Genomic DNA, 25245 nt, shown 5'->3' with positions numbered 1-25245 from the left:
CCGTTTTGTGTGATCTTCCATTTCACATTCTTGATTTCTGTATTTCCTAACACACTGCCATCTCCATCCACTACCACGGCTGCATAGGTAAATGGTGTCGGATCATTGGCCATTAAGGAACCTTTTGGGTCAACAAACAGCACTTTATTCTGAATGTGATATTTTGAGGTATCCGCAGTAAAAGAAACGGAGTGTGCTGCGTCAACGGGAGCATCACCTTTGATGGAAAGCGAAATTTGTAGACCTTTTATAGCCCTATGACTTGCCAAAGTTGCCGTTAGTTCTCCGTCGCCATTTGTCGTATCACCTTGAGATTTAAAAACGAGATCTTTATTTTGGCTTTCATCTTGGCCATTCTGCTTGATGCCCCATTTCACCTGAGAAATTATCTTATTTCTTACTGGGTTATTTTGGGCATCATAAACAACTCCTGTGAAGGTATAGTCATCATGACCATTGGCAATCAAAGGACCTTGTGTGTTAACTGCCAGTCGATCCTGAATATGATAGCTTGCAGAACTATCACCAAAACTCACTGTACCGACTTGCGTTCTAGCTAACCCATCCATTTGCAGGAATACTTTCACGTTTTTTTGTGGTTTGGCACTGACTAATTCTGCCTGTAATTGCCCTTTTTCGTTAGTTATCAATGTTTGTCCAGATTTCACCCAATTTAATCCTGATTCTTCACCAATTGGAGGTTCAGTTGTCCATTCAATATTACTCATCAAGACATTAGGTGGTAGTGGTTTATTATTAACCGTATCGTAAGTAATGACGGGAGTAAAAATATAGGGAGTTTTGTTGTCAGCAATAATAATTATTCCCTCAGGTTTAACCTCTTTTTCTTTGATGAAAAATGGCCTAACAATCGCTTCCATTGTCGTATTATGTGTTTGTTGCGGGTTACCATTTTCGAATACTTTAAAATTCAATGGATAAGTATTGATTGCTTCTGGATTCAACAGATATTCAGGAAAAATAATAATAATTTTATTTTCAGCATTCAGTGTGATTTCCCCACCATTTTGGATAAATGCATTATTTTTCAACCACTCAATTTTATAATTGGGATCAGAGTTTACTGAAATAACTTGTTCTTTATGGGTATATCCCGTAATGACGGAGGGCAAAGAGAGTTGTAAAGTGGGGCGCTTTTTGTGGTCGAGGATAATATTGTTATTTCTTTCCACTAAATCATAACGACTGCCTTCTAATGTCCGCATAGAGGCCACGTTTTCTGGTGATAATTGTACATTAAGAGGGACACCCAGTTTATAATTTAAACTTGCCAGGAATTGGGTTTCAGTATGTCCACTTTCTCCCTGTTTATAATCAATCCCCATTGTAAAGAGCGGGGCAGGGGTATAAGTCAGGCCCAACTTAGCCAAGCTAGGGTTTTTCTGTTTAGTATCGCGATTGAATAAGGTTACGTTATCGCCAAAATATTGCTCATAGGCCAGTTTAGCACCCAGATTGGGATAAACAGGGAGGAAAAACTCGCCATTAATGTCATAACCATTAGCAGGACGCTCATAATAATCTTGAAAATGCTGTGATTTTCTCCAATCATTTAATCCATAATAAGCATTGGCGGAAAGTTTAATATAATCTGCCCAGATTTCGCCTCCCAGCCCCAAACGTTGGTTTTTACCTGTTAAATCACGATCATAAAAAGTGTTCAGGCCATACATCCAGTTTTGGTAAAAATATCGTCCCCCCAATCCCACGTTAATGGTATTTCGGCTATCTTTATTGCGATAACCTAATTGAGAAAAGAGTAACCAATCAGTTTTATTATCGTAAATCGGTAACAACAGATCGACTGAAGTATTTTCTAACGTTCCTTTTTTATCCAAGCCAAAGTTAATTCTGGTCGTCCCAAATTGAGATAACCATTTTTGTACTTCGGAGGTAACGGTGCTATTGACTTTCCCTAAAGCGTAGGATTTTGCTTGCTCAGTCAATTCTGATGGAGAAAATGACAAAATCTTGCTGACTGTTCGGATATTATTGGCGATGAGATTTTCGGTCTTATTGTTTAAAGTATTGTTGTCCTTTTTTTTAAAAGTATCTGCTTTATTATCAATTTGTTGTGAGAAAGGGCTTTTTCCAGTTGGGTTGTCATCAGCAAAGGCATTTGTCACTGTTGATGGTATCATCAATGTATACAGGACAGAAAAAATAACAATGGCTCTACTGATATATGATGACATTTATAAGTACCTCAATGATGTTAATACTCACTCAGTCTGAGATTGTGAGATAATTTTCTATCAATGGTGATTTTGATTTCTTAAATAAGGCTAAAAGTATTCTTAGTATGATACTAGATAGATATTTGAAGTTTTGTCATTTAAAATAGTTATCAGCTGATAACTATTTTAAATGACAGATATACGTTGTATTGAAAATTGCATATTTTTGGATGTGTTCATTGAAAATAAGTGATTTTTCACGGGATAGTCTGCTTCATTCATTTCTCCCATAAAAACGTAAAACCACGCTTTAACTGCGAGGTTTTACGTTGAAAGTGGATGTTTTTCAATTTAATGAAATTTATCAGATATAATAATAAATAATTTATATCTCAAAAAATATTTTATAAGACTCTTCTTAATATATGTGAGAAATTATATCTATCTCCATTTATATCTCCAATAGCATAATCGATCAGTACCAGATGCCCACGGTTTTCTTCTGCCCAGTCATTAGGGATATCGATTACCATATTCTGTAGATTATCCACAGTTTGTAAATCAGTTTGAACCATTGTCTTACCTACTAGACGGACTTCTATCGTTTGTTCTGTGGTCATTCCTGAATAGCTCACGATAACTTGAATAGAGCCATCGTCATAATTATAAGCAAGACTGGGGGCAGGTAAATCCAGAGATTGTCCTTCAATGCTAAGATGCAAGGTTCCTGAAAATTCAACAATGTTATCCGCTGATCTTTCCACTGAGAACAGTACCTTCACCGTATCGCTGATGTTGTCAATAAATTCAAAACGGGGAACATAGAATGTCATCGGTGCAGCAACGCTGACTGTCTGAGGAGGGGTTTTATATATAATATCTTTGCGACGTCCTTTCCACAGCACACGAACAGTATGCCCGGGAGCCATATCGTCATAAACAGGAACATTGACTGTTAATTTATCTAATCGATAATAGTCATCTTCTGTCAATAATGTGCCTTGGTCACCTGTAGCGTTAGGAACACTGGGAATGTAATCTGATAAGCTAGACGAATTTTTGGATATAAGATTTATATTCACTGCTGGTGAGCTACGAGTATTGCCGTAGCTAGTTATTGTATATTGAGCCTGATAAGATCCATACTGAGAAATGTCATTTAAAACAAAGAGTAAATAATATGGAGACTCGTGTGTTTTATCAGGTGTTATAGTATATGGTATTGATTTTAGAACACCAGTTTGGTTACCAGATGAACAATCGCCATTTAAGCAAAGTTGACCAACTATTGAATCTCCAGTTTGCACATCATGATAGCTGGGGACTGCCATTAATAAATATTGAATTTCCATGGCGCGAAGATCGCTTATGCTAATGGTATTATTTCCATCTGCTTGTGGAAGGGTTGGTGGAGAAAGCGTTATATTTTCTGAAATATTCATTTTTTCCTCTTTTTATTAAATGTCAATTTTTAATTTTATTTTTACATTGTGTTTCAACAAAATGTATATTTTGAAGAATGCGGTTTATATAAAGTGTCTTTTTTGTTTTGTTAATTCAAATTTCTTTTTTTTATCAGCTAATAATTAAAAGTCATCAATAAATAATTTATTTTTTATTGTGAATAATTTATTGAATTATAAATCAAGGTTAATTCTTTTTACTAAAATATAACAAGTTTAATTAAAACATGATTAATCACGGCAATATCGCAAACGAGCGAACAGGAAAACCTGATGCATTTTTAGGTTTAGCGACGATATTGAATATCACTGCTCCACGTGTCGGCACTTGATCCAGATTAGCCAGAAGTTCTATTTGGTAGGTATCTTGTGCCAATACGTAATATTCACTAAATAACGCATTATTCTGCCTGACATCTTTGGCTGAGTCAGTATCAAAGGTTTCATGACCGATCGCCTTGATTTTCCGCTCTTCAAATAGGAATTTCAAGGCATCTATTCCCCATCCCGGGATTTGGTTATTTCCTTGTGTATCTTTATTATCCATTCTTTTCTGAGATGGCCAGCGCTTACTCCAGTCCGTTCTTAAGGCGACAAATGTATCAGCTTCTATGATGCCATGTTCAGCTTCAAATTTAACAATATCGTCTTTAGACAATGCGAAGTTAGGGTCTTGTTTGGCTCTTTCTGACTGGTCAATAACGATTAAGGGTAATACCAGCTCTTTCAATTCCAGTTCATTAAGAGTACGGGCATCAGGTACGAAGTGGCAGGGAGCATCAATATGTGTGCCATATTGTCCGGTGAAGGTGAAATTTTGCACAAAAAAACCATCTTTGTAATCAAATAGTGTTTTAAATTCTGCGGGTTCAAACATAAAAAAATGGGGAGAGTTTTTGTCAAAACTGTGAGTGAGATCAACCCATTTCTTTGATTTCAGTATGGTGAGTGCTTGCAGAATGTCGCTTGTCATAAACACCTCATTTTTGGTTTTTTATGATTAAACATTCATCATTTTTTGTTCGCAATGTGTTTATCAATTATCTCTGGACTCTGAGGAGAGCTTCACAAATTTAGGCTGTTTTATCATCGGATAGGGGCTGGGAGAATCCATCTTTCAGGTGTAATGTTAATATAAGAAGGCTCAGTCAATGAACACTCTTCTGTTGAGATGATTGAAGTAGCAATAAAAATCACAGGAGATTTTTGTTTATCAAAAAAAGGAATGGATATTTCTATTGTTTGGGTGTAGAGATGTCCCCAATCGGATAGTGTTATCGGTAACTTATCTTTTGCCAATGGATATCTGGTGATCAATATTGATGTCGCGTTGTATGGGTCAAGATATTTATTTTCTGCAGCAGCATGTTGTATGATTTTTTGTGCCACCCATGATTCATTTTTAGCACAATAATTCAGACTTTCATTGACCGAAGAAAACCCTATTTCAGGAATTAATAACATCGTAATAATAATGGATGTATTTGAATTTTTTATTAACATAAAATTTTTTCAATTAAAAATAATAAGTGATGATGATATCTCCTGTTGATTGCTTGAAAAAGTTTCTATTATCATTTTTAGGTTAATTTTTTGTTAAAAAATATATGAATTTTCTTGATTGTTTACCAATTATGAATAAAATAAAATGCCGAAATAGATTAACCGAAAAAGCGATGGTGACGAATTGACACCACCTAAAATGAAAACAAATGAATGAATGACACCGTTAATCAGTGTTATTATAAATAGAATTACTGGTGTCGTTATTATATTTATTTTGGTTCCGTCGTAGTTAACTCCATTTCATAGTCGCTGGCAGGAAACTGCCCATAAGTATCATGTAAAAGTTGTTTACAGCTTTCCTGTTTAATCAGATCGCTGAGTTCATCTAACCGTTTTCGCAACAATCTTTTAGTTTCTTTTTCATTATCCAAGACAGTTTGCAAAATTTTGGTTAATTGCTGCTGTAATGAAATAGGGGTGTCTGAATTTTCCGATAGAGAAGTCACCACTTCGACTGCCTTCAGATAAGTGATCTCCATGTCAATAAGTTCATCCCACTTTTCATTTCTGGCTAAATTAATCATTTGCTCACTTAAACTAAGGATCTGCTGATAAGCTGACAAAAGATCCATATCATTTTTCATTAAACAATATCCTGACTGGCGTTGTAATGAGGACCTATTTGCCGCCAAGAATCTGAAATCTCGGTAAGTAAATTAATCACTTCGGTAATAGCCTTTTCATCATTGCGTAAATTAGCATGGAGTAGGCGGCGACTCATATATTCATATAAAGCAAAGAGATTCTGGGCAATTTCGCCGCCTTTCTCGAAATCTAATCCCTCTTTGAGACCATTATCAATGATATTGATTGCCTTTGAAATAGCTAAACCTTTTTCCGGAATATTGCCCTGTTGCATCAGAATAATTGCGCGGCGTAGGGCGCTGAGCGCCCCATTGAACAATATCTGAATCAACTGGTAAGGAGAGGCATTCATAATTTCGCTCTCAAGATCTACTTGAGCATATAACTGGCTTGCCGAACGTTGATACATAATGTCCTTTATTATCTTAAAAGCTGGAATAGAGATGAACCTGTATTATTCAATGAATTGACAAGTTTACCTAATTCTGTAAATTGACGCTTATAGCGCTCTATCGTGGCATCAATATTATCATTCGTTCTTTCAACTTGCTTTTCAATTGTTTTCAGACGCTTGTTGATGCCTTCGGTTGCTGTGGCGATAGTCCCTTCGTGACTATCCAGCGTTTTCTTCAATAGATTATAAGTCTGGGTTGCAAAACCAGTTTTTTCACCATCTCCCATAAAGAAAGCCTTAACATTAGCCGGTTTTTCTTTCAGGTTCTTTTCCAGTTTTTCATTACTGATTTCCAGTGTGCCATCCAACTTTTGTTTAATACCCAGTTTATTTAGGGTGGCAATATCAGTAACATCTTGCGAAGCAAAAAGCTGGTGTCTTAGCTGGCTTTGAATGCTTTTTAATGTACCGTCACCGAGCAGATCGCCATTGTCTTTTGAAGCAGCCTCACCTTTTCCAACTGCATTGAATTTGGTCAGCGAGTCAAAGGTAGTTTGCAGTTCATTATAAGAATCAACCCACTTTTTGATTGCCTCTTTCATGGGTTCGATATCGTGGGAAACCACCAGTGTTTCTGATTTAACCACGTCTTGTTCTTCGGGTTTACCATCTTTTCCCGGAACTTGTTCCTTAACTTTTTCCGAAACCTTTTTCAGATTCAGCGTAATGCCTTCTGGCGCATCTTTGATCTCATTGGTCTGGCGCTCAATCGCAATGCCATTGACGGTTAATTTTGCATTGGCCGGAGCCATCATTTGTGTCATTGCACCGGAACCGCCACCTTTATCATCAGACTGATAGTTCAGCAGGCCATTCAGCGTATCATCACCTTGAACCTCAATCGTCATCACGGATTTTGTACCGGCTTTTTTGGAAGTCAGGATCAGATAGTTTTCATTATCTTTCCCTTTCATGATGTTGGCATTCACGTTGCCTTCTTTTTTCTTAATGGCTTCACGAATTTCAATCAGGGAGGTTTCATTATCTTTCAGGGAAATACGCATCGGCTCTTTTTCACCGGGCTGCGTGATAATCAGGGTACGGGTGCCTTTACCGGCTTCTCCCAGCGGTTTTTTTGCATCAGGAAATGCTTGGGAACTCAAAGATTGCGACTTTGCAAGCTGTTCGACAGTAATATCATAGTTACCCGGGCTGGCTTTCGAATCCGTACTCGGAGTAAATGTTTTATGATCTTCACTTGTTTTAGTGGTATTGAGTTTATCGAATTTTTTTAGTTCTTCGGAAGCTGTTTTAAGTTTTTCTAAACTTCCTTTCAACGAACCAAAACCGGTCAGTTTCGCTTTATAGCTGGTTTGTTGTTGTGCTAATGGTTCTAAACGTTTTCTTTCTGCTGCCTGAAGTTTATCCAGTATAGAACCCATATCCATCCCGGACCCGGCTCCTAATGAGGAAATGCTGGCCATATTGACTCCTTTATTAGTAAAGCATCACTGGAGAGGTTATCGGACTCATTTGGGAAAAGTTTACTGATAAAATGATTTTTTTGATGGACAGAATAATTGCTGAGAATAGGCGCTGTTTGGGTTATCGGGGCAAATAGCGAAAAAAATAAAAAAGTTTTTTCAAGAAATATTAAAGGTTCTTTTTAAGGGGCCGATAAAACTGTTGTCGGTGATGAACACCGTGAGCAAACAGGCTCAAACTAATTATATCGGCTTGATTTTAAAAAGGAACTCTACTATGGCATCAGTTATCAATACTAACTACTCATCTCTGCTGGCTCAGAACAATCTGACCAGATCTCAAGGCACTTTAAGTACTGCTATTGAGCGCCTGTCCTCTGGTTTACGTATTAACAGCGCGAAGGATGACGCAGCTGGTCAAGCGATCGCTAACCGTTTCACTGCTAACGTTAAAGGTCTTAATCAGGCATCTCGTAACGCAAACGACGGTATCTCCATTGCTCAGACTACCGAAGGTGCTCTGAACGAAATCAATAACAACCTGCAACGTATCCGTGAACTGACTGTTCAGGCACAAAACGGCAGCAACTCTAAGAGCGATATCACTTCTATTCAGGACGAAGTTAAACAGCGTCTTAGCGAAATCGACCGTATCTCTGAACAAACTCAGTTCAATGGTGTGAAGGTATTAAGCAAAGATAGCAAAATGACTGTTCAGGTTGGTACAAATGATAACGAAACTATTGCTATTGATTTGAAAAAAATTGACAGCAATGTTTTGAAATTGAATGAGTTTGATGCGACTAAATTTAAAAATCCTCTTGTTGGTAACGAATTAACTACTGTAAAAGTTACAACAGGGACAGGAGCAACTGCAAAAACAGAAGACAAGACGGTTGATACTAAAGCTATCGCTGATGCCAGTGATGTCAAAGTTTTCCAGAAACTGGATGCTAAAGGTGAAGTTGAAAAAGATAAAGTTATGCTTACCTATACTAAAAATGGTAAGAATTATACTGCTGAATCAACCATTAAAGATGGTGTAGTAGCAAAACCTGGTGCTGAAACAGAAGCAACTGTTAATGAACGTCCTCTGGACGCACTGGATAGCGCTTTGTCTACAGTCGACAGCCTGCGCAGTTCCCTTGGTGCGGTTCAAAACCGTCTGGAATCGACTGTTAACAACCTGAACAACACGGTTAACAACCTGAGCGCAGCGAAGAGCCGTATCGAAGACGCTGACTACGCAACTGAAGTGTCCAATATGAGCCGTGGCCAGATCCTGCAACAGGCTGGTACTTCTGTTCTGGCTCAGGCGAACCAAGTGCCACAATCCGTTCTGTCTCTGCTGCGTTAATTTTTATTTTCCAGTTGAGCATTTATGCAGGGCAACCTGCATAAACAACACTTATAAAATAAGGATCGGCTTGCCGATCCTTATTTTTTAGCCACTTTATGGCTATTGTCAGGGACAGCCTGAAACTTGCCAGTCATTTGGGCGGACAGCAAAAATTTCGCATAGGTGAAAAAGAAGGGCTTTTACTTCATTGTTCAAACGATTGTACCGGTTAGGGGATTGGATAATGGTATCCAGTCTCTTATCCAAAGGTGTCTGTTGTTGTGAGCGATTTGTATACCGCCGAAGGCGTGATGGACAAAAATAGCCTCTGGAAGCGCTATGTACCACTAGTTCGCCATGAAGCATTGAGGCTACAGGTAAGATTACCTGCCAGCGTAGAACTCGATGACTTGCTTCAGGCGGGTGGCATAGGCTTACTTAATGCAGTGGAGCGTTTTGATTCCATGCAGGGAACCGCGTTTACCACCTATGCGGTACAGCGCATCAGAGGTGCAATGTTGGATGAGCTGAGGAGCCGTGATTGGGCTCCGCGTAGTGTGCGGCGTAACGCCCGCGAAGTCACTCAGACCATCCGTAAACTTGAGCAAGAGTTAGGCCGTCCAGCCAGTGAGCAGGAAGTTGCTAAAGAATTAAAGATTAATCTGATAGAATATCGGCAAATACTGTTAGACACAAATAACAGTCAACTGTTTTCTTATGACGAATGGCACGAAATTCACGGTGAAAGTTGTGAACCAGTTATGGAGGAAGAGCATGAGAAAAATCCTCTCCAACAAGTACTGGAAGGTGATCTTCGTCAGCGGGTAATCGATGTTATTGAATCGCTGCCTGAACGGGAAAAGATGGTTCTGACGTTGTACTATCAGGAAGAACTGAATCTTAAAGAGATCGGCGCAGTGCTTAACGTGGGGGAATCCCGCGTAAGTCAGCTTCACAGCCAGGCGATAAAAAGGCTGAAGGCACGTTTGAATCCAGAGAAGTAACTTTTTGCTTATTTGTTTTTTGTTAAGACTATACACAGGGCTTTATCTCTTATGTCTGTTACAACACAAAAGAAACGGCCTCTCAGCCGTTACATTAAAGACTATAAACATAGTCAGACTCATTGTTTACACTGTCATAAAACCCTTGACCGTATTTCGTTAGTATTTAACGGTCAGGTCATCAATAAAGAAGCTATTTCTGAGATGACTGATTTGGTAGATGACAAAACCTGGAATGAGTTACAGGGTAAATTTGTAGCGTTATGCCGCTTTTGTAGTGAAATTTATTGCAATAGCCAGACTGATTATTTCGACATTATGTCCTTTAAGCAGTATTTGTTTGAACAAACGGAGATGAGTCATAGTACAGTACGTGAGTATGTGGTTCGTTTAAGACGTTTGGATGAATTACTGACTTCAAGTAATTATCCGGCTAATGAGTTTACGCCAGAAAAAATTCAGGAACAACTCAGCGAGAAACTATCTCAGTCTGCGTTCAGCAATTACAATATTGCACTGCGTAAATATGAACAATATCTGAGCTGGCAACAGAGCGGTCATTGATTAATTACGCCGATATATAAAGTTAGTTGGATTGAACAGATTCTAGAGGGGAATGCGATTGTCACGCATTCCCCTTATATTTCCATATTATTCTTACTTCTATATTTAATATGGTTATATGTTTATAGTAATTTAATCTTAATCACGCTTTCTAACCAATTCATGTTAAGCCATTTACTTTGGCAACATATTATTAGCCAATCGTCATTAAACTGGCATTACCGCCTGCCGCAGCCGTATTAACACTTAATGAACGTTCGTGTAGCAAACGTTCCAGCAGCAGATTGGTTTCACCACGGGCAAATCCCTGTACAGAAATAATTGGCCCTTTACGTTGTGCAATCACACCACAAACATGGCGCAATTGATCGCAATCTCCATGATAAATAACCGCTTCCATTGCTGTATCTTCATTCTGCCAGTCGTTGACCCAATGAATAAGCTGGCGAACCTCATCCGGTAACTGACGTTGCAAGTCTTGATGCAAGTCATCTTTCTCCCAGATGGCCTGACAGCCGACGGAAAGTACTGCCGCTAATTGTACCAGTACATCTTGCTCATTATCGGCTAGGCACAGGACATGACCACGAGGCAGCAGGGTGTAAGTATTGCGTTCTCCGGTCGGCCCCGGCAGTAAGCGAATTGTTCCCCCTTGTGCCAACAAGCTGTACTCCTGAATGACTTGGCTCAATGCATCATTATTCTGCGCGGTTGACCAGTCAGCCAGTTTGTAGAGAGGGGCACGCAAGGCGATACTCGCTTTGGCATCAAGCTCATATTCAGCATCCTGACGTTCCAGCGTCTGACTGACTGCATTGACCGGACGCTGTGACAGCAGGCGATAAAGATACAGCGGCCCGCCAGCTTTCGGCCCGGTGCCGGAAAGGCCTTCACCACCGAATGGTTGTACACCGACGACTGCACCGACCATATTGCGGTTAACATATAAGTTGCCGACTTTGGCTTTGCCAGTGACTTGTACGATGGTTTCATCGATACGGGTGTGAACACCCAATGTTAAGCCGTAACCAGAAGCATTGATTTGATCCAGCAATTTGTCCAGCTCATTGCGCTTGAAACGCACAACATGCAGAACCGGGCCAAAGATCTCTTTCTTCATTTCAGTAAAACTTTCCAGCTCAATCAGGGTTGGCTTGACGAAAGTGCCTTGTGGCCATTCCTGACTGTCAGCCGCATTTTCATGGACCGCCTGATAAATCGTCCGGCCTTTGGTGCGCATGGCTTGGATATGACGCTCGATTCCTGCCTTTGCTTCTGCATCAATGACTGGGCCGATATCTGTCGATAAACGCTCTGGGTTACCCATCCGGCATTCTGCCATTGCGCCTTTCAGCATGGCGATAGTTCTTTCGGCAACATCTTCCTGAACACACAGGATACGCAGGGCAGAACAGCGCTGACCAGCACTGTCAAAGGCAGAAGCAACCACATCTGTGACGACTTGCTCAGTCAATGCTGAGGAATCGACGATCATGGCATTCAAACCCCCGGTTTCTGCGATTAACGGCGTCGGGCGTCCTTGTGCATCAAGGCGACCGGCAATATTACGCTGCAATAAGTTGGCAACTTCGGTAGAACCGGTAAACATCACACCACGTACACGTTCATCACCGACCAGTAATGCACCGACGGTTTCCCCTTGTCCGGGCAATAATTGCAGGACATCACGAGGAATGCCCGCCTGATGCAGTATTTTTACCGCAACTGCGGCGATCAATGGCGTTTGCTCTGCGGGTTTTGCCAGAACACTATTACCGGCTGCCAACGCTGCGGCAATCTGGCCAGTAAAAATCGCGAGAGGGAAGTTCCACGGACTGATACAAACCACAGGCCCCAGCGGACGATGGGTATCGTTGGCGAAATCCTGACATACTTGGTCTGCATAATAGTAGAGAAAATCTACTGCTTCGCGCACTTCGGAAATCGCGTTATTGAACGTTTTGCCTGCTTCACGTACCAGAATACCAAGCAAAGATTGCAGGTTATTTTCCATCAACTCTGCTGCGCGAACTAAAATTGCTGCACGTTCTGACGGTGGAGTGGCAAACCAAATTGCACCTGCATCGGTGGCTGTATGCAACGCATGACTGACTTCCTGTTCAGTGGCTTCACGAACATAACCCACGATATCGGAAGGTCTGGCTGGATTATTTACAGGTTTAGCCGCAGGCAGTTCCCCAGAATGTTGATAATCATTGCCTAGCAGTGGTTCACTGTTCCAAATTTCCATTGACGAACTGAGCAGGGCACTGGAAAGGGAAGCCAGACGATGTTCATTGGAAAGATCTAATCCTGAGGAATTAGCCCGGTTTTTGCCGTATAAATCGTGAGGCAGAGGAATTTTCGGATGTGGCAGGCCGATTTGACCTTCGGTCTGTGCCAGTTCCTGTACGACTTTTACCGGATCAGCCACCAGTTCATCAATCGGCAGGGAAGTATCAGCAATACGATTAACGAATGAAGTATTGGCACCATTTTCCAGCAGGCGGCGTACCAGATAGGCTAATAACGTCTCATGTGTTCCCACTGGCGCATAAATACGACATGGGCGGTTAAGCTTGCTGTCAGCGACTTTGCCGACGACTTGCTCGTAAAGTGGTTCGCCCATGCCATGCAGGCACTGGAACTCATATTGCCCCGGATAGTAGTTCTGCCCGGCAAGATGATAAATTGCAGATAAAGTATGGGCGTTATGGGTCGCAAATTGCGGATAGATCAAATTTGGTACGGAAAGTAATTTGCGGGCACAGGCCAGATAAGATACATCGGTATAGACCTTGCGGGTATACACCGGATAGTCTTCCAGCCCATCAATTTGGGCACGTTTGATTTCGCTATCCCAATAAGCACCTTTCACCAGACGGATCATCAATCTGTGGCGACTGCGCTGTGCCAAATCAATAATGCTGTCAATCACAAAAGGACAACGTTTCTGATAAGCCTGAATGACAAAACCAATGCCGTTCCAACCTTCCAGTTTCGGCTCGAAACAGAGTTTTTCCAGCAAATCGAGGGAAATTTCCAGACGGTCGGCTTCTTCCGCATCAATATTGATACCGATGTCATACTGACGTGCCTGCAAAGTCAGGGAAAGCAAACGTGGATAGAGTTCATCCATAACACGCTCATACTGGGCGCGGCTATAGCGTGGATGCAGGGCAGAAAGTTTGATGGAAATTCCCGGTCCTTCATAAATGCCACGACCGTTTGATGCCTTGCCAATGGCGTGTATCGCTTGCTGGTAGGAAACCATATAGGCTTGGGCGTCTTCTTCGGTCAGTGCCGCTTCACCCAGCATATCATAGGAATAACGGAAGCCTTTTTCTTCTAACTTGCGAGCATTGGCAAGGGCCTGAGCGATGGTTTCGCCCGTAACAAACTGCTCCCCCATCAGGCGCATTGCCATATCCACACCTTTGCGCACTAATGGCTCACCGCTCTTGTTAATGATGCGGTTTAGTGAGTTGGATAATTTGTCTTCATTGTGAGTAGATACAAGCTTGCCGGTGAACAGTAATCCCCACGTTGCCGCGTTGACAAACATGGAAGGGCTTTGTCCCAAATGGGCCTGCCAATTACCGTTACTGATTTTATCGCGGATCAATGCATCACGGGTTGCTTTATCGGGAATACGCAGTAAAGCTTCGGCAAGACACATCAGTGCCACACCTTCCTGTGAAGAGAGAGAAAATTCCTGCAACAGGCCCTGCACTATTCCGGCACGACCGATGCCTTGTTTTTGCTGGCGCAGCTTTTCAGCGATGGAGTAAGCGAGCTTGTGAGTCGCCTTGGCTTGTTCCTCAGGGAGCTGAGCGCGCTGTAGCAGCATAGGAACTGCTTGTGTTTCGGGCAATCGATAAGCCGAGGTAATTGCAGAACGTTTCACCGATTGGGGTAAAATATGCTCGGCAAAATCCAAAAATGGTTGATAAGGCGCCTCAATTGGTGATTCTTCTTCGGAAATCTTTTCTTCTTTGCTATCCTGCCTCGCTGATATTTCTGGGATCTTTTCCTCATTTTCCAGACGTTCAAGATAATTAAAGATGGCTTGCTTAATCAGCCAGTGTGGTGTGCGTTCAATTCGTTGTGCAGCAGCTTTGATACGATTACGCGTTGCTTCATCGAGCTTCACGCCCATAGTGGTACTACCCATTCTCACTCCTTAATAGGTAAGACTTAGCTAAGTTGCATACAATATCTTCCATGTTGCAACTTTGTGCAACTTTGGTAAAAGCAGTTATTCTAAATTTGTGAAATTAATCTTGTTTTTATTATTCCTTTAGTGAACATTATGGATAAAAATCAAATATCTGATTGATATATAGCGTTTTTTAATTTATTACCTAAATGTGAGGTAAAACCGACTATTTAATGACAGGTACAACTTTTGGAATGATAAATGTGATTTAGTAAGCGTTTTTTATAAAAATCTCAGTTAATTAGTTGTTAAAAATGTTTTAACTAAACTAGGATAGAATGTAATTTTAAAATAATTACACACGAAAATAATACATCCAGAAACTAATTTCATCTTTAGGTACCGTTCTCGCTATACCTGATAGGACAGGCCAGACACCGAAGCCGATTACTCTGGAGTATAGGTAACATTATTTACGCAAATGACACATTTGCAGATACACGATTTATAAAAACACTATGGAGAAGAACCTGCATGACAGTAAATTCACCAATGCTCATTACCTTCATTGTCTATATTGCCGGAATGTTATTGATAGGCTTTATGGCTTATCGTTCCACCAAAAATTTTGATGACTATATATTGGGTGGCCGGAGATTGGGCAGTGTGGTAACGGCATTATCTGCTGGCGCTTCCGATATGAGTGGCTGGTTATTGATGGGATTGCCGGGGGCGATTTTTCTCTCCGGTATTTCAGAGGGTTGGATTGCGTTAGGTCTACTGATGGGCGCGTACCTGAACTGGCGATGGGTTGCAGGCAGACTGCGCGTACATACTGAAGCGAACAATAATGCACTTACGTTGCCAGATTATTTTACTAACCGATTTGAAGACAAGAGCAAAATCCTGCGTATCATTTCCGCACTCGTTATCTTGATTTTCTTTACTATTTACTGTGCCTCGGGGGTTGTCGCTGGTGGTCTGTTGTTTGAAAACACTTTTGGCATCAGCTATGAAAAAGCAATTTGGTTAGGCGCATTGGCAACGATTGCTTATACCTTCCTCGGTGGGTTTCTTGCTGTGAGCTGGACAGATACTGTTCAAGCAACTTTGATGATTTTCGCGTTGATTCTGGTGCCTGTCCTGATCCTGTTCAAAATAGGGGGAGTTGACACGGCTGTTAGTATTATCGAAGCAAAAAATCCCGAATATTTAGATATGTTCAAAAATCTGAATATCATTGCCATCGTTTCTCTGTTGGGATGGGGCTTCGGTTATTTTGGTCAACCACATATTCTGGCTCGTTTTATGGCGGCAGATTCACACCAAACTATCCATAAAGCCCGTCGCATCAGTATGACTTGGATGCTCTTGTGTCTTGCGGGTACAGTGTCCGTTGGTTTCTTTGGTATCGCATATTTTGAAATGAATCCAGAGCAGGCCGGGCCGGTATTGCAAAACCGTGAACGTATCTTTATGGAGCTGGGTATACTTTTGTTCAATCCGTGGATTACGGGAATATTGTTGTCAGCGGTGCTGGCTGCGGTTATGAGTACATTGAGTTGCCAATTGTTGGTTTGTTCCAGTGCGCTGACCGAAGATTTTTATAAAGCATTTATACGCACTAAAGCCAGCCAAAAAGAATTGGTATGGGTTGGCCGCATGATGGTCTTGCTGGTGGCAATCATTGCAATTGTGATCGCAACTAACCCGGACAATAAGGTTTTGGGGCTGGTGAGTAATGCTTGGGCGGGGTTTGGTGCGGCGTTTGGTCCTGTAGTTCTGATTTCGGTACTGTGGAAACGCATGACCCGCAATGGTGCATTGGCAGGTATGCTGGTGGGAGCTATCACTGTACTGGTATGGATGGAATTCCATTGGTTTGAACTGTACGAAATCATTCCGGGCTTTATCTTCGCGACTATCGCTATTGTGGTAGTGAGTTTGCTAGGAAAAGCACCTAGCCAAGCGACACAGCAGCGTTTTGACGAAGCGGAAGCACATTATAGAACTAAGTAAATTGTAATAATAATAAGCCTCTGATTATTCAGAGGCTTATTATTTTATTCATTTAAGGATAAAAAATTAATTTGTTTTATGATTAGGAATTAATTTTAAACTAATAAGACAAAAAAACCCGTGATGGGGCTTAACTTAATTAGTTCGGTTAATTACCTAACACTTCTTTTATTTCCTGCATAACTGTTCTGCAACTCTTTAGCCGCCACAAAAATAACCTCAGATTTAATCATGGCGTTTCCACCACTGAAAGCCGCATCCACATCATTTTCAATAGTGAAGTTGATGAATTCAGCCTCCTTTTCTGTCAAAGCAATCTTTTTCTTGCTACTGGATGAGTTGGAAGAAACGGAAACATCTCCCTCTGTGAATTATATATTTAAGCATCTAACATCAAGTTTTGTTAGTATTTTTCCATATAGCTATCGTGTAATTACAAAGTCCTATTTAGGGTTTAACCTGCTGTGGCGGTTTGTTTTTTACTTGATATTTTCTTCATAATCGTTGAGACGATAATTGCCAATACAAAAAAAATAATATGGAAACCAGTATAGAATCAATAAAGCCCTGTGCCATTTTCAGCAAAATGCCAATGATATCTTAAATAAAATTTCATGAGGGAATATGTATGTCGATTGATGCGTTTGTAGCGGAAAAAATAATCCTCAAGATATTTTGCGGAATAATTTATTTAGATACATAAAATCAACGAAAACAAAAACAACTTGATAACAAATACCATCGTTATGAATCAATTTGTTGATTTATAATAGGAATTATTTTGTTAAATAACAATTGATAAGAGTTATTATTTTGATAATAATTATCAATTCTACTCGGTGCCTTTAGATTATTTTGACTAACTGATTGACTGTTTTGTAGAGGGAATGACCAACTTGCAAGAGCAGTTTTTGACTTAAATTTTCTGATCTCAATATGGGTTATTACTCGTTATTAAGACGCCTTGTTTCTAACAACGTGAGAATGGGATCACGTAATGGGTAAATACTTTAGATGAGTTCTAAGCCCGGTTGTGAGTTTTGCAGATGAAGGATTGAGTTCTCGCTCAGACGGGCTGATGAATTTGTCATGATTATATTTAACGTGTTGTAATAAATAAAGTTTATCAATAGGACAGTAGGGTTTTTTAAGGAGAATTAACATGCCTAATAATAGCTACCAATCTCTGCTTGTGTCAGCGCAGACGACTTTTAAAGAGATGCAGCGGAAACCGGATATCAAGGTGTTGATCCAGGCTATTAAGAAAGGGTTCAGCGAAAGTGGTCATAAGTGGACCCCTGAGCTGATCAGCAAGCAGAAAATGCTGGAGCAGGCGTTGGAGAAAGACGCTTATATGCACTACAGCAATGACAGGCCAGAGGGTATCAGTGGCCTTAATGAAGGTGAACAACAGTCATTTGTCAATTATATCAAAGCACTGTCGGCGCGTACCACGACGGTCGATATCTTGGTACAAGGCAGCGAGAAGATGGCCTTGTCTTCTCAAACCGATGCTGTTCTGGGCACTGCCGATGCTTTCCGGATACTTCCCAAGGATTTCAAACAACGCCATAGTACCCGCTCCAGGATTGGTGCGAGGCTAACCATCAACGTTGACAAGGCACATTTCAAGTCGCTTGCCAATGCGTTGACCCAATTGTTCAATGATGACAATCGTGGCTGGCTGGAGCAGGCCAAAATCATGGGGCCGAAAAATCTGGGCCGCCGTACCGACCAAGCCGTGATCTACCTTTCCAGCGCAGGAGTCGAGCATGCTCATGCTATCGGCCGTAAGCTCAGTGAATTACTGCCGGCGACAGCCTTTGTCAAACATACCCCGATTGGCATGTATCACGTGAGCAAAGGTATTTCTTATTCTGAAACGGTTGAAGGTGAATCGAACAGTCATGGTCAATCCCGAGCACGACTGATTGCGGCGGCAGGTACAGAGTCCTTTCTCACCGATACTCCGATCGAGAAGACCCTGACGAGAACCTTGCAGAAGCGAGGATACGATGTATCCAACCCAGCATTGCTGGCGCAAGCGGTACGGGATCGCAAGCTCAAGGGGGGATTAGTGCCTATGGGGGGTGGAACCGAGTCCCGCGAAGGCAGCGCCGATATCCAGCGGCTTGCCACCGATCCAGTATCGTTCGCTGAATCCAACACCCTCAGCGCCGAAACATTGGTTAGAGCGGGGCGACTCCCGGCAGAGGGGCGCGCTCAGTTGGTGAAGGTCAAGACAGGTTTATATGAAGTCGAATACACTGATCTAGGCACGAATAATATCGCTGAGGGCAGCGCGAACAGCGTACCAGCGTATTTCCTTGGCTATAACGGCGCAAACCAGGCTAATGCGTTGCCTGCCTATGTGGATATTCCTAAGCAGGCGGTTCCGGGGAGTTTTCTGTTCACTGGATCATTGTCGGGATGCTCGATTGTGGTGACCAACCTTGATGACACAACTTATCGCGTCTACCACGATGGTCGAGTTAATAGTTCGTTGCTGTATGACAATGTGGTCATGGCAGTGGACTATAAGGATTATCAAGTAGCCGGTACTGCTGAAGGCCTTGCTGCGGCTTACATGCAATACGTTAATGATGAATGGCAACTGGTGTTCCAGCGTCAGGAGTATCAGCGAGATGGTCATATGCTCTGGCCGAAGCTGCGCAGCGGCGAGGAGCCACTCTCAATTCAGGCCGCTGATAGTCAAGTAACAGCCCATAGTCAGGCCCAATTCACTGATTACCGTGAAAAGATCCACCAAAAACTCAAAAAGGTCGCTGCTCAGTTCGGAATATCAGTCGAAGGGATCTCTGATGGTGTATACGAAGAAGGAGAGTTTTCTTCTCATCATTCAGCGATTGCCGCATGGATTGGGTTGCGTGATAAGGTTCAAGCCAAAATCACCGCCGACACTCAGTCGTTAGTGGACAAACGAAGCGATCTCTATAAGAGCCGAAACAGTACCAGAGACAGTTCTCAGCTTGCCTTGATTGACCAACAGATAAAGCAGCTCAATATCACGCTGGAATTCTACAAAGAGCAATACGATTCAGTTTTGCGTGAAGTGTTCTCCGTCGAACAAAGCTGGTTATGGCAGCAGATTAAAGCCAAAAGAGGTATCGATGCCGTGTTGCAGATTAATGATACCTCTATTCAGGGCGGCGGTCAGGAGCACAACCTCAGCTTTGGCGAACGTTATGCTGTCATCGAAGCTTATCAGCGAAGGGAAGCGAATACTGAGTTTACTGATGGTTTGCGCAACTTTCAGGATGTCAGCATTCCAGGTTTTAACGATAGGATGTCGGCTCTGGAGATGAAAGGCTTGTTTTTTGACAGTCAGCTTACTCCTAAGCAACGAGGTGCCTTAATCAGTCGCATTACGGAGGCTAGTCAGGCTGAATACATTGATAACGTACTGAAGAAGACAGCGGTATTCAGCGAAGATTTTCAGCGTGCCGGAAGCATCTTCAGCCATCTGGTACCACAAGATTTCTATCTGTCATTGGTCGGAGACGTATCTGGCGGCCGTTGCTATCCTTTGGTCAGGGCCATGGCAGTGGCACTAGCCAGCAATGGTGAGACAGGTATCAACAGTCTGGTGGAAAAACTCTTCTTGGCCGCAGCTTCCCCTCAGGAAGGCAGTTCCACACTGCTAAAAAACAGTCTGGTAAAACTGCACTCCAATGTTGAGGCTGTGCAGGCGTCAACGATGCGAGGACAGGTTACATTATCCGAGGTTGTTTCCCTGCTGAAAAAATCGGCTGGCACCTCGACATTCGCGCTCAATACCCGAAATCACGCCATGATGGTGGCATCTACTGTTGGAGCGGAAGGGCGGCGTTACTATTTCTATGATCCAAATGTCGGAATTTTTGCATTTGACAACACGGAAAATTTCTCCCGTGCCATGGTAAAACACTTAGTGAAACGCAACTTGGCCGTTCATTATGGTGCCCTTGGCAGTAAGTTGGCCCCCGTCTTCAACTTGGTGGAGATCGATCCTGTCAAGATGGCAAAAGTATCGGTGGGCAATGGGTTGGATGTTGCTGACTTAACCCGTCCCGATGAACTGGCCACTGTCATAGAACAACGGCAGTGGGTCAAGCAAACGGTCAATGCCCAAGAGAAGATTGCCGAGGATACCCAGTTACACACCACCTTGGTTACCCTTGATGCTGAGCAGTGGGGAGCAAAATTCGACAAAGCCATTACAGAGCTTGTCCGGGAAAATAAGCTTGACCCGCGTTGGATGCCGGTGATTGGCAATGTCAGGGAACAGAGTGAAGGCCACTATCGCGTCCAATTCATCAATCGCGATAACCTTGAGGAAATGTGGATAAGCAGCAACGATGATACCTTTGTCGAATTCCGCCATTTTATCGATGAGCACATGCGTACTCTGGGTCAGCACTTCACCCTTGAGCGCGGGCAGATAAGGCATAATGGCGGTGTCGGCGAAGCAGCTCCGATTGATGGGCTGAACGCTGGGTTTGCGGTACAGACGCTGATCCAGTGGTTTGCCAACAAGAACCGCAATGATGCGGAACATGGGATCTCTTCGCCAGATCTGTCCACCGCACTCAAGATCCACAGTTACCTTAACTACGCTCAAATGGCACTCAGTGGCGTGAACGATGTGGCTAAAGTGACCAAGCTGGTGCGTACAGCGTTGCGCGGCGAAGTGGTGGGTGCCGAAACCTCACTCAAGGAGTTTTCTTCAGCCTTGGCTCATACCGCTAACGAAGGCATAGGCTTGCTTTTTGGTGTCGCCTCTGTTGGGTTTGATGCCTATGAACTCGCCCATGCCGAAACGGATACACAGAAAGCGGTATTCGGGACTCAACTGGCGTTCGATTCTGCCAGCTTAGTGACTGGTGCCGCCGGGACAGGTGCCGGACTGCTCGGTGCCTCGACGACTGCGGCAGTCCTCGGTGGTGCTGGAGTACTCCTTGGCGGACTCGCAGTGGGTTTTACAGCACTGGCTCAGGCTTTTGGTGCGGTCGCCGAGGATGCCAAGGCAGTGGGTCGTTATTTCAATATGCTCGACAAGGCCTATAAGGGCAATGGCTATCGCTATGATAGCGAGAAAGACGTGTTGGTGCCTCTGGCCGGGGCGGTGATCAAGACTTTGGATCTGCGTAATAAACAAGTGAGCTTCGATAGTCAGTACATCTATCGTACCCATTCTGGCTCTACAGGCTCGGGGAAAATCAATTATTTCTTCTGGATCGGAGACTTCCCAAGGATGGTTCACGATCGCAGTCAAGCAATCGAGGTGCGCAGCGGGATCGGTTATAAGGAGGATTCCCATAAACTCGATCACAGTGACAGCAACGTGCTGATCTTGCCGGGTACACCCAAATCCTTCATTAAGTACGAATATATGCAGCTTCCGGGCGCAACTACGCGCCAAGATGCCGGTTTCGATGTGATCCGCAGGCTCGAAAAGGATAAGCGCTTCGACTATGATTTCTACATTTTTCCGGGCGAGGTTACGATCCGCAGGATCCATCAGGAGTATGTAGCAACACCTATCGAAGTTGTGCTCGACCAGAGCAACAGGAAACTGATAGTGCCGGAACTCCCCAAGGAACTCTATGGCTACCTACATTACGAGATCAAAGGCGCGGGTGGAGAGTACCTGATCGGACTGAACGAAGGCACCAGCGTGAAGCTCATGAGCGATGTTCTCAAACCGGATGGCTACCTACATTATGAGGTCAAAGGCGCAGAGTACCTGACCGGACTGAACGAAGGTATCAGCGTGCAGCTCATGAGCGACGTTCTCAAACCGGACGGCAGTAGCACTATACCGTCGCGCTGGATCATCGATAGCAGCCAGCTTGACAACGATACTATCAAGGTTTCGAAAAACCGACTGGAAATCGGCGGGGTGGTGGTCGAAATCGACCCATCCCAGAACGGACAAGTGCTGGTGGTCAACAGCAAGAACGAGATGCGCGAAATCGACTTCTCCAAACTGACAGCAGAAGTGGTGAGCGAGGATGCGAGCAAGTGGCAAGTATCCGGTCAGCAAATCGAGCAGCATCTGAGTGATCTGGCCAAAGCGCACCGGTTGCACGGGCAATATGTGGTGGTGGAAAACTACAAACACAATGGCCGAGATGTTGGTCAAGCCTTTTACGACGTGGCTAAGGAGCGGATGATATTCACCGACACCACCCACGAACAGGCCAAACATGCCCAATTGGGGGCGGTGATGGGTGATCATGCCTATTTCTACGACGCCGACAACGCGGCGGCGTGGCGGGTAGACATCGTCACCGGACAGGTCGAAGCGCAGTTTATGCCATGGTTCAACGATAATGCGGGCAAGATCAGTCGGCTATGGCAAGAAGGGGATGCTGTTTATCTGGCACGCCATTATCAGCTGAAAGGGAGAGAAGCTGAACTGGGTTATCGGATCTTGGATGACCGAATGGAATTAGTCAGTGCGGTAGGTGATGATGAGTTGCTCCAGCATTTGGCCAGCACCGACCGACATGGTGATGTACTCGGGGCGATACTCCAAGGCTACGAGAACAATAGCACACAGCATGAGATGTCGACGTATACGCTGGGCGCACGGCAGATTCAACCGACTCGTGCGGAACTGATCACGGTGTTCGGTATGGATGCTGCTGGCGTGGCGCACCGCTACTGGATACGTACCAACGACGGGACGTTGATCAAGCCGAATCTGGTGCCACCAGCGGATCATACCTTGTACTTCGAAGCGCATGAACAAACCCGCAGCGCCTGGCAGATCCCGGCCGATTTGGTGTTGGCGGGTAGTATTTCCGGCCTCGCAGGTAAGGAAGTGTTCTTCTTCTACAGCAAGGAGAAGAAGGTTCTGTTCCGTCAGGAAGGCCCTGGGCAGACTGTTCTTGACGCCAGTCATCCCACAGCATTGCGCGTCATCGCTCCACCATTGGCCAACGTGGTCAACCTGAATGGGAGTTTGCTTGCCTTCACTGAGGATGGACGTGTGGCTCAACTCAATGCGCTGGGGCAGCTTAGCTATGAAGCAGTCAATGAACACTGGCTCAAGGGACATACTCACTGGTGGCAGGATCTGGCCAGAGTCACCGAAGGCGGAGCCACTTTGGCAGTATTTGGAGTTAAAGGCATCGATGGCAAGAGTCAACTGCCGGTATGGTATCACAACGGACAAGTGGTAGTGGCTTCAGCGGCATTACAGGATAAATCGTTACAGTTTCTGGGATTCGAAGCGGGTGGCACCTCCGCGCGACTCTTCGAGCCTGCAAGCGGTAAATTATATCTCCAGCCCGCCATGGCCGCGAATGCGTTGGCTGCCGCCTTTGGCTCCGACTATGTGCTTGACGCTTCAGTACAACTTCCTGTTGCCAGTGAGTTGACACCTGAGTTGTCTCTCAAGGAAGTACAGCAGGTTGATGTCGGTATGCGCCTGATCACAATCAAGGGCGAGATTTTGTTGCGGGCCAATAATGGCAAGTTGCGGTTAGTTGGCGTTGACAAAAAATGGCAGCAGAGCAACGTGACCGACCTGCCACAGGCACTCACTAAACTTGCCGATCAGTGGCATGCCGAAGGGGCGCTGACCTTGCAGAGTAGCAGTATGCCAAGTTGGTTTGACGTTGGCAGTGGTCAGATATTTGTAGGCAATGGAATTACAGCCTCGGACCATCTGAGTTTTGTAGGAGCCAATGCAAAAAATAAGACGGGGTATGTGTATAACCAGACGACTCAGGAACTGTACTGGCTCAATAATGGCAGGGTGAGAACACTCAATAAACTCAAAGGAGTGGAGCGAATTGATTCATCTTTGTTACTGCAAGGAGGAGAGGCCGCTGACAATCTGACGCCACCGATCATTGACGGTGTCGATAGTCTGGTGCTGTACGGGGGAGCCAATCACGATACTTATAAATTCACTAAGGAAATGTGGGATCACTATCGTACGGTGATTATTGATAATAACGATCCGGAGCAAACTTTGGATCGCCTGTTCCTACCGATAGCTAATCCGGAGAGCGTTCTGGTGAGCCAGCGCAATGATGATCTAATGTTGACCGACTCCAGCAACGGAACGGCATTGGTGGTGCGTCAGGTATTTGGCAGCAAGGCCAAGGCTCATCTGCATATTAATCTGGAGGGAGCCTCGTCGGCGATCAACGTGGAACACCTAGTCAAGAGCTTAAACAAACAGAATGACACTCAGAGCACTAATAGCATGCTGATGGATTTATCCTGGGCCAGCAGGCAACCAGCCAAACCTGCCATTGCAGCTGATGCAGTTGCTATTGTCTCAGAAGCAGAAGGGGCAAGTCTGGGAAATCTGATTGGAGCAATGGCCTCATTCCCTGATGTTGGTAGTGTTCACGGGAACCCGCTGCAAAGCCTTCAGCCTGTCAAGGTCGAACAGCCGCTTTTGTTGCCTAATTCCAACTTTGTCATAATGTAAGTACAAGCACAAGAA

General features: G+C 43.8%; 14 protein-coding genes. 5 read left to right on the top strand and 9 right to left on the bottom strand.

All coding sequences use genetic code 11. The features are described from left to right. The 7 genes from FE394_RS13315 to fliD form a co-directional block, all read right to left on the bottom strand. A partial coding sequence (locus FE394_RS13315; protein ID WP_319926860.1) for an inverse autotransporter beta domain-containing protein occupies nt 1–2216 on the bottom strand: 2216 nt, incomplete at its 3' end. Nucleotides 2217–2602: 386 nt separating this feature from the next. Further along, nucleotides 2603–3640: a hypothetical protein gene (locus FE394_RS13310; protein ID WP_319926859.1), complete on the bottom strand. Its 1038-nt coding sequence runs from the start codon at nt 3638–3640 to the stop codon at nt 2603–2605. Between the two features lie 256 nt (nt 3641–3896). Next, nucleotides 3897–4634: a cyclase family protein gene (locus tag FE394_RS13305; RefSeq protein ID WP_319926858.1), complete on the bottom strand. Its 738-nt coding sequence runs from the start codon at nt 4632–4634 to the stop codon at nt 3897–3899. 113 nt (nt 4635–4747) lie between these two features. Continuing rightward, nucleotides 4748–5164 (bottom strand): hypothetical protein, encoded by a 417-nt coding sequence (locus FE394_RS13300; RefSeq protein ID WP_319926857.1) that lies wholly within the window; start codon nt 5162–5164, stop codon nt 4748–4750. 272 nt (nt 5165–5436) lie between these two features. Then, nucleotides 5437–5811, bottom strand: coding sequence for a flagella biosynthesis regulatory protein FliT (fliT, locus tag FE394_RS13295; protein ID WP_319926856.1), 375 nt, complete (start codon nt 5809–5811; stop codon nt 5437–5439). Beyond that, entirely contained in the window at nt 5811–6221 is a 411-nt protein-coding gene (gene fliS / locus FE394_RS13290; protein WP_319926855.1) for a flagellar export chaperone FliS, read from the bottom strand. The genes fliT and fliS overlap by 1 nt, the downstream gene beginning before the upstream one ends. Nucleotides 6222–6232: 11 nt before the next feature. Next, a complete protein-coding gene (fliD, locus tag FE394_RS13285; RefSeq protein ID WP_319926854.1) occupies nt 6233–7690 on the bottom strand; it encodes a flagellar filament capping protein FliD in 1458 nt (485 codons plus the stop codon). A gap of 277 nt (nt 7691–7967) precedes the next feature. On the opposite strand from fliD, the gene FE394_RS13280 reads away from it, so the two are divergent. The 3 genes from FE394_RS13280 to fliZ all read left to right on the top strand — a co-directional run bounded on the left by FE394_RS13280 (nt 7968) and on the right by fliZ (nt 10597). Continuing rightward, nucleotides 7968–9047: a FliC/FljB family flagellin gene (locus FE394_RS13280; RefSeq protein ID WP_319926853.1), complete on the top strand. Its 1080-nt coding sequence runs from the start codon at nt 7968–7970 to the stop codon at nt 9045–9047. A 263-nt stretch (nt 9048–9310) separates the two neighbouring features. Continuing rightward, nucleotides 9311–10033: an RNA polymerase sigma factor FliA gene (locus FE394_RS13275; protein ID WP_319926852.1), complete on the top strand. Its 723-nt coding sequence runs from the start codon at nt 9311–9313 to the stop codon at nt 10031–10033. A 51-nt stretch (nt 10034–10084) separates the two neighbouring features. Next, nucleotides 10085–10597, top strand: a complete 513-nt coding sequence (fliZ, locus tag FE394_RS13270; RefSeq protein ID WP_319926851.1) for a flagella biosynthesis regulatory protein FliZ — start codon at nt 10085–10087, stop codon at nt 10595–10597. 193 nt (nt 10598–10790) lie between these two features. Here the strand turns inward: fliZ and putA are convergent, their stop codons facing one another. After that, on the bottom strand, nt 10791–14771 hold the full coding sequence (gene putA / locus FE394_RS13265; RefSeq protein WP_319926850.1) for a trifunctional transcriptional regulator/proline dehydrogenase/L-glutamate gamma-semialdehyde dehydrogenase: 3981 nt from the start codon (nt 14769–14771) through the stop codon (nt 10791–10793). Nucleotides 14772–15290: 519 nt separating this feature from the next. On the opposite strand from putA, the gene putP reads away from it, so the two are divergent. Next, nucleotides 15291–16775 carry a sodium/proline symporter PutP gene (gene putP / locus FE394_RS13260; protein WP_319926849.1) on the top strand — a complete coding sequence of 495 codons (1485 nt, stop codon included), beginning with the start codon at nt 15291–15293 and terminating at the stop codon, nt 16773–16775. A gap of 152 nt (nt 16776–16927) precedes the next feature. On the opposite strand, the gene FE394_RS13255 is transcribed toward putP, so the two are convergent. Beyond that, nucleotides 16928–17086, bottom strand: a complete 159-nt coding sequence (locus FE394_RS13255) for a hypothetical protein (RefSeq protein WP_319926848.1) — start codon at nt 17084–17086, stop codon at nt 16928–16930. An 851-nt stretch (nt 17087–17937) separates the two neighbouring features. Between FE394_RS13255 and FE394_RS13250 the strand changes: the two genes are divergently transcribed. Beyond that, complete coding sequence (locus FE394_RS13250; protein ID WP_319926847.1) at nt 17938–25230, top strand: TcdA/TcdB pore-forming domain-containing protein; 7293 nt, start codon at nt 17938–17940, stop codon at nt 25228–25230. The last annotated feature ends 15 nt before the right edge of the window (nt 25231–25245 follow it).

The organism is Xenorhabdus littoralis (genome assembly GCF_033949345.1).
In the GTDB taxonomy this organism is placed as follows: domain Bacteria; phylum Pseudomonadota; class Gammaproteobacteria; order Enterobacterales; family Enterobacteriaceae; genus Xenorhabdus; species Xenorhabdus littoralis.
Note: the sequence above shows the minus strand (reverse complement) of the source record. Positions and strands in the feature narration are given on the sequence as shown.

Coding starts and splice junctions, on each gene's coding strand:
- FE394_RS13310 (WP_319926859.1), bottom strand. CDS start 3,640: ATGAATATTTCAGAAAATATAACGCTTTCTCCACCAACCCTTCCACAA.
- FE394_RS13305 (WP_319926858.1), bottom strand. CDS start 4,634: ATGACAAGCGACATTCTGCAAGCACTCACCATACTGAAATCAAAGAAA.
- FE394_RS13300 (WP_319926857.1), bottom strand. CDS start 5,164: ATGTTAATAAAAAATTCAAATACATCCATTATTATTACGATGTTATTA.
- fliT (WP_319926856.1), bottom strand. CDS start 5,811: ATGAAAAATGATATGGATCTTTTGTCAGCTTATCAGCAGATCCTTAGT.
- fliS (WP_319926855.1), bottom strand. CDS start 6,221: ATGTATCAACGTTCGGCAAGCCAGTTATATGCTCAAGTAGATCTTGAG.
- fliD (WP_319926854.1), bottom strand. CDS start 7,690: ATGGCCAGCATTTCCTCATTAGGAGCCGGGTCCGGGATGGATATGGGT.
- FE394_RS13280 (WP_319926853.1), top strand. CDS start 7,968: ATGGCATCAGTTATCAATACTAACTACTCATCTCTGCTGGCTCAGAAC.
- fliZ (WP_319926851.1), top strand. CDS start 10,085: ATGTCTGTTACAACACAAAAGAAACGGCCTCTCAGCCGTTACATTAAA.
- putA (WP_319926850.1), bottom strand. CDS start 14,771: ATGGGTAGTACCACTATGGGCGTGAAGCTCGATGAAGCAACGCGTAAT.
- putP (WP_319926849.1), top strand. CDS start 15,291: ATGACAGTAAATTCACCAATGCTCATTACCTTCATTGTCTATATTGCC.
- FE394_RS13250 (WP_319926847.1), top strand. CDS start 17,938: ATGCCTAATAATAGCTACCAATCTCTGCTTGTGTCAGCGCAGACGACT.